Source organism: Rhabdochromatium marinum, from assembly GCF_016583795.1.
In the GTDB taxonomy this organism is placed as follows: Bacteria; Pseudomonadota; Gammaproteobacteria; order Chromatiales; family Chromatiaceae; genus Rhabdochromatium; species Rhabdochromatium marinum.
The window spans coordinates 23,898-34,964 of record NZ_NRRS01000037.1 but is presented as its reverse complement, the minus strand read 5'-3'; the positions used below and the strand labels follow the sequence as shown (position 1 = coordinate 34,964).

At 59.4% G+C, this 11,067-nt stretch carries 9 protein-coding genes; 3 read left to right on the top strand and 6 right to left on the bottom strand.

Going from position 1 to position 11,067, the window contains the following annotated elements:
- A partial coding sequence (locus CKO36_RS11560) for a transposase (RefSeq protein WP_338053465.1) occupies nucleotides 1-494 on the bottom strand: 494 nt, incomplete at its 3' end.
- Nucleotides 495-1,056: 562 nt separating this feature from the next.
- Between CKO36_RS11560 and CKO36_RS11555 the strand changes: the two genes are divergently transcribed.
- Entirely contained in the window at nucleotides 1,057-1,284 is a 228-nt protein-coding gene (locus CKO36_RS11555) for a hypothetical protein (protein WP_200284216.1), read from the top strand.
- Nucleotides 1,285-1,288: 4 nt separating this feature from the next.
- A complete protein-coding gene (locus CKO36_RS11550; protein ID WP_200284215.1) occupies nucleotides 1,289-1,771 on the top strand; it encodes a MerR family transcriptional regulator in 483 nt (160 codons plus the stop codon).
- 73 nt (nucleotides 1,772-1,844) lie between these two features.
- On the opposite strand, the gene CKO36_RS11545 is transcribed toward CKO36_RS11550, so the two are convergent.
- From CKO36_RS11545 to CKO36_RS11525, 5 genes are all read right to left on the bottom strand, one after another.
- Nucleotides 1,845-3,023: a DesA family fatty acid desaturase gene (locus CKO36_RS11545; RefSeq protein WP_200284214.1), complete on the bottom strand. Its 1,179-nt coding sequence runs from the start codon at nucleotides 3,021-3,023 to the stop codon at nucleotides 1,845-1,847.
- Between the two features lie 66 nt (nucleotides 3,024-3,089).
- Nucleotides 3,090-6,527, bottom strand: a complete 3,438-nt coding sequence (locus CKO36_RS11540) for a CheR family methyltransferase (protein WP_200284213.1) — start codon at nucleotides 6,525-6,527, stop codon at nucleotides 3,090-3,092.
- Entirely contained in the window at nucleotides 6,521-7,180 is a 660-nt protein-coding gene (locus CKO36_RS11535; protein ID WP_200284212.1) for a response regulator, read from the bottom strand. Before CKO36_RS11535 ends, CKO36_RS11540 begins: the two co-directional genes overlap by 7 nt.
- 123 nt (nucleotides 7,181-7,303) lie before the next feature.
- Nucleotides 7,304-8,101 carry a Crp/Fnr family transcriptional regulator gene (locus CKO36_RS11530; protein ID WP_200284211.1) on the bottom strand — a complete coding sequence of 266 codons (798 nt, stop codon included), beginning with the start codon at nucleotides 8,099-8,101 and terminating at the stop codon, nucleotides 7,304-7,306.
- Between the two features lie 200 nt (nucleotides 8,102-8,301).
- Entirely contained in the window at nucleotides 8,302-10,461 is a 2,160-nt protein-coding gene (locus CKO36_RS11525; RefSeq protein ID WP_200284210.1) for a sensor domain-containing protein, read from the bottom strand.
- Between the two features lie 329 nt (nucleotides 10,462-10,790).
- Here CKO36_RS11525 and CKO36_RS11520 point away from each other — a divergent pair, with 329 nt between their 5' ends.
- The gene (locus CKO36_RS11520) at nucleotides 10,791-11,045 is read left to right on the top strand and encodes a DUF2934 domain-containing protein (RefSeq protein WP_200284209.1); all 255 of its coding nucleotides are present in this window, start codon (nucleotides 10,791-10,793) and stop codon (nucleotides 11,043-11,045) included.
- Nucleotides 11,046-11,067: the final 22 nt, after the last annotated feature.

Here is an 11,067-nt window from a genome sequence, read left to right as displayed (position 1 = left end):
CGACGTTGCAACCAGCGCCCGACCAGGCGCACCATCACCACCGTCCAGTCCAGCGTCGTGCGATGCACGCGCCCAGCGGCGTCATTCGCCGCTCGCGAGGGAGCCAACAGGGTCAGAAAGGGCAAGGCCCAGGGACGCTGACTCCAGGGTAAAGGCACCAGCAATGCCATGACCACCCATTCCAACCCCATCGTCGTGACCACTTTGCGCCGGCTCGAGCGCACCGCATCACGATAAACCCCTTTCGCGCGAATGCGCCGGCCCGAGCGCCGCTCCAGGGTTTCATCGACCCCCACCACAATCGGCACGCCGGGGGGTAACAGACCGATCAAGAGGCCAAACAAAATCTGTGCTCCACGGACCCCCGACCAGCGGGCTCGATTGAGCACCCGATGGTAACGCTCAAAACGCCGCTCACCTGACAACCCCATCGCCCGTAACGCCGCCGTGACCGTGCGCGGCCCCTGCGCCAACAGGGTACCAAGGACTAACACTTGCGCATGTGCCCATGTGGGACTCGTAAACAGGCTGGCAAAAGGCTGAAGAACGGCTACAATGGAGACAGGCAGAGCAAGTATGGCGAACCTCCTCTGAGGTTTTTGTCAGCCTCAAACGATACCGCTTGCCATGCTCTGCCGCGAGCCTCACTTGATTCGCCTGCCCCGCCTCAGGTGATTGCTTGGCTTCTCGCTGAGCGAGCCAAGCTCAGAAAATGGCCAAAGTCGAGAACAGGCAATCTTGCAAAAAACAGCATTTTGCATTCGAACAGAACACAATAAATTCAAACAAATTTAAAGGGAGGAATTATAATCTCAATTAAAACCATAAAATGTAAATACGGTTATGATTAAATCAGTGAAGAATTCACGATTTCGGCGTATAACTATATATCAAGCCGTCGATATCCGTAGCTTTGGCATATTTTTTAGGGCTTGCTGCAAGCGCGGTTTGGGCTCGGGTTATTTTTGACATCAGGTGATAAATCGCTTGCATATCTGACGTTAACGTGAGATAAAGATATTGCCGTGTCTTGCAGATCTACAGAGGAGCAATATCATGAGCCTAAGTGATATCCTGATCCATATTAATCAAAAACTTAGCGAACAACAGCGAAACACCTTGGAGGAATCCATGCGACAGATTCACGGTGTCGTCGCCCCGCGATTCAACCCTGGGAAGGATCATCTTTTGCTGGTGGCATTCAACCCTGAGGCAACCTCAACTGGCGCGCTACTTGCGAAGGTCCAATCCTTCGGCTACAAAGCCCAATTGGTGGGTGCATAGCGAGATGGGCACCACCTCTCTGAAAAAAATCGGCGAGGTGGCTGCCCTCCTTGGCACGACACCAAGAACACTACGTTTTTACGAAGAAGAAAACTTGGTTGCAGCACGCCGTACAGCTGGCGGCACACGTCTTTACTCGGAAGAAGACATTTCACGTTTTCGTGTCATTCTTAAGCTTGCATACGCTGGAGTACCACTTTCCCTTATCAAAGAACTTGCAACAGCCAGGGAAAAATGTCCCTCAGGAAAGCAAGCCAGCCACGACGTTCATACAGTTCTCAAATCCCTGCAACAACAGCTCCAAGAGCAAGCCAGGGCATTGGCTACATTGCAAGAGGATTTATCCAATGCCGCTAAGACCGTAGAAGGCTGCTTTGAATGTGACAACCCACCTACTCGCCGGGGCTGTCCAGAATGCCCAATCAATAAGAGCTTAGAATCATCCGAAATATTGCGATTGATTTGGGAGCAGGATTTAAGCCAATAAGACAAAGGGTGCGCCTGACACGCGAGCGCTATCGACCTCTATCGGGCTCTATGTAGAACACCCGCACGAGTGCTCAAGCGTAGCTGCAGAGCTGCCGGGAGAATTGCTGCAAGGCCAGGACACGGCTCATCTCGGCTTGCTGGAGCCAGTTTTCCAGTTTTTCGACCAGCTGCTCACGCGAGTCATTGGATCGTCCCCACAGGGCAACCAACTCTTGGCGCATCGCGAACAGCCGGCGCAACAGCGGACTGGCGGCGAGCGCCTGTTCCAGAATGTCACGCTCGGTCTCGGGCAGATGCTCCGCGCCCCGCTGCAAACCATTCTGCACAGCTCGCAGCGTTTTTTTGTCGCCAAGCCCAAGCGCAGCGCCGACCTGGCGTTGACGAACCTCTTGCCTGACCGTCGGTTTCAAACTGTCAACAAAGCTGGCCAGCACAGCATAACGATGCGTCATGATGGCCTGCAAAGTCTCAATGTCGCAGCGCTGCTTGCTCGGATCGATACGCAACTTGGGCGCCACGCGCCGAACCTTGGCCAGCCTAAGTGCTGCGAGCAGCCGGATATACAGCCAGCCGAGGTCGATCTCCCACCATTGATTGGACAGCTTGGCCGAGGTGGCATAGGCGTGGTGGTTGTTGTGCAGCTCCTCGCCAGCGATCAGGATGCCCCAGGGAAGAATATTCCGCGAGGCATCGTTGGGCGCGAAGCGGCGATAACCCCAGTAATGGCCGATGCCGTTGATCACGCCAGCGGCGAAGAACGGAATCCACATCATCTGCACCGCCCAGACGGTGAGCCCGATGGGGCCGAACAGGATCAGATCGATCACCAGCATGAGACCGATGCCAAGGTTGGCGTGCGGGGTGTAAAGATGTCGTTCGATGGCATCCTGGGGCGTTCCGCTCCCATAGCGCTCAAGCGTTCCGGGCACTGCGGATTCGCGGCGATAGAGATCCACGCCATCAAACAAAACCTTGTTCAGCCCATAAATTTGCGGACTGTGCGGATCCTCGGGTGTCTCACACTTGGCATGATGCTTCCGATGAATGGCGACCCATTCACGCGTGACGATGCCGGTGGTGAGCCACAGCCAGGTGCGGAAGCCATGGCTCACGACGGGGTGCAGATCGAGCGCATGGTGCGCCTGATATCGGTGCAGAAAGATGGTGACGGAAGCGATGGTGACATGCGTCAGGCCAAGGATGACCAGCACATAGCCCCACCAGGGCATGTCGATGAGACCAAAAGGCATGGAATCGTACTCCAGGTCAGGAAAAAAAGGATAGATGCAAGGCCGGCGTGAGGTGCATGCAACACCTCAAGGCTCTGACCCACCATGACTCAGCGGCCAGATGCAGCGCACCCGGGTGCCGCGCTGCTCGCCCTGAGTGCCGATTTGAATCTCCAGCAGCCCGTCGATGAGGCTGGCGCGGTAGCGCATGATGTGCAGGCCAAACTGGCCGGCGTCGCCAGCGACGGGCGGCTTCCAGATGCCGTCGTCGCTGATCGATAGCACCAGACGCTGCTCGTCTTCCTCCAGGCGAATGTCGATCTGGTGCGGCTGACCGTGCTTAACAGCATTGTTGACCGCCTCCTGGGCGATGCGAAACAGATGCGCGGCGGCATGTCGGTCCGCAATGCTGAAGGCGACATCACCGTGAAACTCGCAGCTCAGGGCTGGGTTGGTGGCCCGCAGACGTTCAGCCAGCGCCACCAGCGCCTTGGGCAGCCCATCGGCGACAATGTCCACCGGTGCGAGATCCTTGACCACTCCCCGAGTATCGGCAAGCGCCTGCTGAATGTGCTCCGAGAGCGCAACGGCCAGCTGAGTCTCGGCAGACTTGGATTCAGCCAGGCTGGTGGCCAGGCGCGCGGCCAACAGGCTGATGCCGGTCAGTTGCTGCCCCAATCCATCGTGAATATCCCGACCGATGCGTTCCTGCTCGCGGGTGCTGGCTTCAATCACTTCCCGCTCCAGGCGCAGGCGCTGGCGTTGATCGCGCACCCACAGCACGTACAGGTCAAGATGGCCGATCGCGGACACCGACAGTTCCAGCGGGAAGCGGCTGCCATCGGCATGCCGGCCGATACAACCGCGCGGCCAGTGCCCATCACAGGGCAACGGACTAACGCCGGTCTTAAACAATTCGAATGGACCATCTTTGTCATCGGGCAGAATCAGCTGTCCGAGCGGCTGGCCGAGGATGGCGACCGGATCGACGCCGAACAAGGCCGCCGCCGCCGCATTCAGTTGCTGCAGCCGCCAAGCGTGATCAATCACCAGAATACCGTCCGCAGCACTGGACACCACGGCATCCAGCCGTTGCTCGCGATGGCGCAGCTCGGTTTCCATCGCTTTGCGATCCCTGATGTCGATCAGCGCCACCAACACCCGCTCGAGGCTGGTCTCAGCGCCGGGCGCCGGCACCAGCGGGCAGAGCACCGGAATTTCACGCGCGCTGCCGCTGTGTAGCACCCCTTCGTGCATTAGCTGCTCGGAATGGCTCAGGAGCGACTCGATCAGATCCGCCAGCTGATGCGACGACTGGATCGGCAACAGGCGCGGCAGCGCGGCCTTGAGTTCGTCTTGCGAGGCGACGCGCATCAAAGCCAGGGCGGCTTGGTTGACAGCCACCAGACGGATGCGCTGGCAGCAGGCGTCAAAACACTCCGGCTGAGTGCGCAGCGGCTCGCCGACGCCATGCGCGGGATCGGAGCGCTGTGACTCCAGATAGGCTTTCAGCTCAGAGCAGTCGAGTTCCATCAGGCACATCGGCGAGTCATCGAACAGAATGCGATAGCGCGCCTCGCTGTGGCGGACGGTGGCATCGGCGCGGGCGCGGGCACTGATGTCGATAAAGTTGATGGTCACGCCATCGATACGATTGTCCTGGGTGCGGTAGGGCAGGATGCGACGCAGGTAGTCCGTGCCGTCGGCGCCAGCGATTTCCTGTTCATTAGGCGTTAGGGTATCGAGCACCCGCTGGGCATCGCTGAGAAGCTCGGGGTCGTCCAGGTTCGGCGCCAGATCGCTCAGCGGGCGTTGCTCGTCACCGGGGCGCAGATTCAGCAAGGTCGCGCCGCCGGGCGTGAAGCGCTTGATGCGCAGTCTGGTATCGAGAAACACCGTGGCGATTTCGGCACTGGCGATCAGGTTAGCCAGGTCGTTGCCGCTGTTTTCCAGTTCGCGGATTTTCTCTTCCAGCTGAGTGTTGACTGTGTTCAGTTCTTCATTCAGCGATTGCAGTTCTTCCTTGGAGCTGACCAACTCCTCATTGGCGGATTGGAACTCTTCGTTCATCGCGACGGCTTCCTCATGGGAAGCCTTCAGCTCCGCGTTGGCCTGTTCCATCGCCTCGACGGTGGTTTGCAAGTCAGCGCGGGCGCTGTGGAGTTCGCGTTCCAAGCGTTGGCGCTCGCGGCTCTCGGCGGTGGTGCTCGCGTCGGTGTCGGCGTGGGCGTCCGCGTCCGGAAGTGCCGCTGGCGCTGAGGGTTGCTCAATGAAACTGATCAACAGCAGACCGCGCACGGCGGCCGGTTGGCGCAGGACGCGAATCCGAATCTCAACCCGCCGCGAACCGCCGGATGCCTGTGGTTGAAGATCCTCCACGCGCTGATCGCTCTCCGTGCTCAGCGCGCGCTGGCAGGCGCCGTGCAGACGCGCGCGCAGGCGCTCGGGAACCATCAGGATCAGATCCACGCTCGGCGGGCCGTTGGGACGGATCAGATAGCGGTCGGTGGGGCCGAAGAAATAAAGGCTCTCCAGCTGGCTGTTGACCAGCACCGAGGCGGGCACGAACTCCTCCAGCAACAGGCTGCGGGCAAGTTCGTCAAGGGTTGGCGCCGACACCGTCATGGGGTTGTCAGGCGAACTGGAGAGGAGACGAGCGCTGTTGGCGTCGATCGGAAAGCGCAGATCCTCGCGTCGGGTCGGCCCAATCCGCGAAAACAGCCGCCAGGGCTTGCACAGGGTGGCAAAGAGATCCGTGTCCCGACCGATAGTCTCAGCCGGACCGAGCAGCAGCGTGGCATTGGGCTTGAGCGCAAAATGGAACAGGCCAAGAATTTGTCGCTGAACCTGTGGCTTGAAATAGATGAGGACATTGCGGCAACTGATCAGATCGAGATGGGAAAAGGGCGGGTCGGCAATCAGGTTGTGGCAGGCAAAGACCACCTGCTCGCGCACCTGTTTGTTTACGCGCAAGGCGTGGCGGTCCTCGCGCACGAAGAAGCGGTTCCGGCGCTCGACGCCGAGATCGTAGGCAATGCTGTCGGGATAGCGGCCGCGCCGCGCCACTTCCAGTGCCTGCGGGTCAATGTCAGTAGCAAAAATTTGCAGGCTCGGGGCCGTGCGCCGGTGCGCGCCATGCTCCAGCAGCAGAATGGCCAGCGAGTAGGCCTCCTCGCCGGTGGCACAGCCGGGCACCCAGACGCGCACCACGCTGGCATCCAGCAGCGAGGAGACACCCGGCGCGAACAAAGCCTGTTCAAGTGCGGTGAAGGCTTGTTCATCACGAAAAAAACGCGTCACGCCAATCAGCAGATCCTGAAACAGCGCGCGGGTCTCGTCCGGGTTGTCGCGCAGATGGGCCAGATACGCCTGCGTGGCGCCGATCCGGCACAAGCCCATGCGGCGTTTGACCCGGCGCCAGACCATGCTGCGCCGATAGCCGCTGAAGTCGCACAGACTGTCCTTGCGCAACAGCAGCAGCACTTGGTCGAGCAGCGCTTCCTCGACCTCGGGATCGCTTAGCATTGGGTCTGCGACCAGAGGGTCGCGCAGCGGATTAATTCGGCGGAATTTGCCAGTTGCAGCTTGCGTTTGATCTTTTCCCGGTGACTTTCTATCGTCTTCACGCTCAGATGCAACCCCTGGGCAATTTCCGCCGTGGAGCGGCCGTTTCCCAGCAGGTCGAAGACTTGCAATTCACGATCGCTCAAGGTGTCCAGAGCCAGATCGGTCGCCGCCACCCCAGGACTGGTGCGATGCAGAATGCGCTCGACCATCACCGGACTCAAAAAAATGCGCCCGTTCAGCGTGGTGCGTACGGCTTCGATGATATGCAGCGCCACCTCGCTCTTGTGCACATAGCCCAGAGCGCCCGCATGGAGCGCCCGCTCGGCAAAGAGCGTCTCCTCGCGCATGGAACACACCAACATTTTGATATCTGGATGATGCCTTTTCAGTCGCCGGATCAGATCCAGTCCGTCGCCATCGGCCAGGGCCAAATCGATGATCACCAGATCAGGCACTTGCGCTTGCATCAACGCCAGCGCTTCGCTCAGGCCACCGGCTTCGCCAATCACGCGCAGCTGCGGCTCATGCGACAGGATGGCTTTCAGACCCTCGCGCACCAAGGGATGATCATCCACGATCACCAGGGTTTGAGGGTCCGAATCAGAATGCATCGCTGGCCTGCGGGTCGTTCAAGCTCGGGGCTTGTGGTCTGGGGTTAGGGCTACGATGGCAGAGTAGCGGATTTCGTGCCGATGGGCGTATCGGGGCAGCCCCGATTCTGCGCAAGATCAACTCTATATCGTGAACGCCAGCGACCGCGCAACCTGATTAGTCGCACCATCCATGGCGCTGCGCTGATCTCCATCCGGGAGCAGACGTTGGAACTCATCTCTGACCACCTGATAGCATTCGCACACCCGTGCTTCCAGGCCTGGCCGGTCCAGTACGGTGATATGGCCCCGTCTGTAGTGAATCAATCCAGCTTTCTGCAATCGCCCAGCGGCCTCGGTGACGCCCTCGCGCCGCACGCCCAGCATATTGGCGATCAGCTCCTGGGTCATAAACAGCTCACTGGAGGTCAGTCGATCAAGACTGAGCAGCAGCCAGCGGCAGAGTTGCTGGTCGATGCTGTGGTGTCGATTGCAGACGGCGGTCTGCGCCATCTGGGTCAAGAGCGCCATGGTGTAGCGCAGAAGCATCGTATGTAATCCCGCGCAGCGGCTCCCGCCGAAGCGGGAAAACTCCTGTTTAAGCAGCCGACCCTTGAGACGATAGGCGTGGCCAGCGCTCTGCACCACAGCGCGATTCGGCATGGTGTCACTGCCCATGAACAGAGCGACGCCGACGATGCCTTCGTTGCCAACCACGGCAATCTCAGCGGAAGCGCCATCCTTCATAACGTACAACAGGGAGACAATGGCGTTGTTGGGAAAATAGACGTGCTCCAATCGCTCGCCAGGCTCGTAGAGGGCTTTACCAAGCGGCAGTGGAACCAGCTCCAGATGAGGGCTCAGGCACTCGAACTCGCAGGCGGGCAAAGCCGCGAGCAGATGATTTTGTTTTGGAGACGCAAGGGTGGGTGCGGTAATCATGAGTCGCTTCCCCTATTAAGTTGCCATGGATGCGGAATCTGGCATGTAAGAATCAGGGCCGCTCTCTGTAAATTAGCGCATCTGAGGCCGCCAGACACAGCCGGTATTCCCTGATGTTGGCATGGGGAAAAGGATGGTTCAGACAGCGATTCCCACCGGACTCTACCCCAACGCCCTAACTGGCGCAGCCAATCGGGCGGCTACTCGCCATCGTGAAAGTGATAACGGTTCCCCCCCGCCTGCTTGGCACAATACATGGCTTGATCGGCATGGCGTAGCAGGCTGTCAGCACTCTCGACATCCGGTGGACTCAAGACCACTCCGATACTGGCCGAGACGCGGTGGGTCACGCCGTGCAAGAGAATTGGTGCCGTTGCCACAGCCAGGACGCGCTCCAAGAGAAGATGACTGTCTTGCGCTTGCACCAGGTCGGAGAAGAGCAGGACGAACTCGTCGCCGCCCAGTCGGGCCACCGTATCCTGCGCACGGATCAGCGTGCGCAGCCGATCAGCAATGCTGATCAGTACCTCATCGCCCATTTCGTGCCCGTACTCATCGTTGATGGGTTTGAAGTTGTCGAGGTCGAGATAGCAAACCGCGATAAGCCGGTCTGAGCGTCGCGTTCCGGCCAGCGCCTGTTCCAGTCGGTCGCTCAACAACCGCCGGTTGGGCAGCTCGGTCAGGGCATCGTAGTTGGCGAGACGATCCAGTTCCCCTTCGTGGGCCTTGAGCTCGCTGATGTCGGAAAAGACGCCGATATAGTTCTGGATCGCATTGTCGGCATCCCGGACAGCCGCGATCGATAACAGCTCGGCGTAGAGCTGACCGTCCTGGCGCCGATTCCAGACCTCGCCCCGCCACGACCCTTGGTGCCTGATCGCGTCCCACATCGCGCGATAAAAGGCTTCATTATGGTGACCGGAGGCAAGGATGCTCGGATTTTTGCCCAGCACGCTCGCCCGTGCATAACCGGTGATGTTGCTGAAGGCGGGATTGGTTTCAACGATGCGGTTCTCGGCATCGGTGATGATGATGGCCTCAAAGCTATGCGCGAAAACGCTGGCAGCGAGGCGCAAAGCCCGCTCCGCCTCCTTGCGCTCGGTGATGTCTTCGAAGGTGCCGTAGACATGAGTAACCTTGTGACTCCAGCGAATCTCGGGATACCCCCGCGTGAAACACTCGCGCGTGCTGCCGTCGCGACAGCGAGCACGCAACTCCAGGGCGTAAGGGGAGCCTTCGTTGATCACTGCATCCATCGCCTTTTTCAGGCGCGCAAAGTCTTCGGGATACAAGAGTCGGTGGTGTTCGGTGAAGGAAGGCGCCCCTTCAGCCGGATCCATCTGAAAGATGCGAAACAGCTCCTCGGACCAGCTGACCCTGCCTGTCTCGACCTCCAATTCCCAACTGCCAACATGGGCGAGCCGTTCGGTGCGGGCGAGCATGGCCTGCAGGTGGCACCGTTCGACTTCCTCTTGCTCGCGTTCGGTGATGTCCTGAACGGTGCCGGAGAGCCGCACGACCTGGCCCTGAGCATTCAGATGGGGCGTACAGATGGTAATCATCCGGCGCTCCTCGCCGTCAGGACGGCGGATGCGCAACCTGAGTTGGTAGGGCTCCCCCCGCTCCGCAGCCCGACTGACGAGCTGGTCGAAGGTGGACCAATCGTCGGGATGGATGTGGCAACGATGCTCCTCGTAACTCGGCACTCCATCCTCTGGGTTCAGTCCCCAGATCGGAAACATGGCCTCCGACCAGCTCGCCTGTTTGGTACTCGGATCAAAAGTCCAGCTTCCAAGCTGAGCGGTCCGCTGTGCCCATATCAGCTGACGTTCCTGCTCGGCGAGCTGCTGGTTGGTGCGCTCCAACGCCCCCATGGCGCTGGCAAGGCGTCGCTGTGCTTGTGTCTGTATTGCGAAAATCAGTGCCAAAAGCAGGCTGAGGGTGAGTCCACCCAGGCCGCCCCATGTCGCGATGTGGCCATGCCGGGTGTACTCGAACGTAGGCGCGGCCGTGACGGCGATGGACCATTGCCCCCCATCAAAGGCCGCCAGCAGCCCCGGTCGCGCGAGGTCTGCCTGCACCGGCCGCAGCCGATCTTGCGTCAAGCTCAAGCGGGCCAACAGGGCAGGCATCCCGTGCAGCAACGGGACGTTGTCACGGAGCCGCTCGTCGATCAGACCGGCGACCTTGCACGCCAACAGACTGAGTTCATCCTCCCGGTGCTGCCGCGCTTGTTCCCGGGCGAACAACCAAAACCCAGCGGTCAGCGTAAGCCCGATGGCCAGGATCACAATGGGCAGCAGGAAGGGGCGCAGCCCGCCGAAGCAACCGGGCAAAGGTCGGATGCTCAAAGTCTTCATCTGTTTCCACCTGCGACAGACAACGCGGTCTTAAACGACCGAGGCGACGCTGTCATCGCCTCAGCATAGACCACCCTGGTCTGTCCTGGGAATGTGCGTCACATCAATAACATCAATACCCCGATACCCAAACAGGTGTTGCCCCGATCATCAAAGCCCATCTGAGCCTGCATATTAAGTTTCAGAAGAGTCATGGATAATTGAGAGTCATGGATCAGATCAAAGCGGCAAATGTTAAGGGTCGCCTGGCTCGGGTCAGAGTGCTGGAACACTTTCCTTTCGGGTGAACTCATGCACAATCGCCCATTAACACAACAAAGGTAATCCACATGACGACAAAAACCACCCCTAAAAAGAGCGCAAGTGCGCGCGCCACGACCAACGCCAAGGTCAAGGCCAAGAACACCAATCTGGCCAGCGACGATTCCCAAGTAAAAGACGATCTAATCGTAAAAGAGGAAATAATCGCCGAAATCGCCTACTTCAAGGCCCAGCAACGCGGATTCGATGTAGGCCACGAGATGGAAGACTGGCTCGCGGCCGAAGCCGAGTTGGCTAAGATGGCTACATTTCTTTCACAATGACAGGCCCAATGACGAGCACCAC

What these genes read in the sequence shown, in the direction of transcription:
- CKO36_RS11555 (WP_200284216.1), top strand. Translation starts at nt 1,057, where the DNA reads ATGAGCCTAAGTGATATCCTGATCCATATTAATCAAAAACTTAGCGAA.
- CKO36_RS11550 (WP_200284215.1), top strand. Translation starts at nt 1,289, where the DNA reads ATGGGCACCACCTCTCTGAAAAAAATCGGCGAGGTGGCTGCCCTCCTT.
- CKO36_RS11545 (WP_200284214.1), bottom strand. Translation starts at nt 3,023, where the DNA reads ATGCCTTTTGGTCTCATCGACATGCCCTGGTGGGGCTATGTGCTGGTC.
- CKO36_RS11540 (WP_200284213.1), bottom strand. Translation starts at nt 6,527, where the DNA reads ATGCTAAGCGATCCCGAGGTCGAGGAAGCGCTGCTCGACCAAGTGCTG.
- CKO36_RS11535 (WP_200284212.1), bottom strand. Translation starts at nt 7,180, where the DNA reads ATGCATTCTGATTCGGACCCTCAAACCCTGGTGATCGTGGATGATCAT.
- CKO36_RS11530 (WP_200284211.1), bottom strand. Translation starts at nt 8,101, where the DNA reads ATGATTACCGCACCCACCCTTGCGTCTCCAAAACAAAATCATCTGCTC.
- CKO36_RS11525 (WP_200284210.1), bottom strand. Translation starts at nt 10,461, where the DNA reads ATGAAGACTTTGAGCATCCGACCTTTGCCCGGTTGCTTCGGCGGGCTG.
- CKO36_RS11520 (WP_200284209.1), top strand. Translation starts at nt 10,791, where the DNA reads ATGACGACAAAAACCACCCCTAAAAAGAGCGCAAGTGCGCGCGCCACG.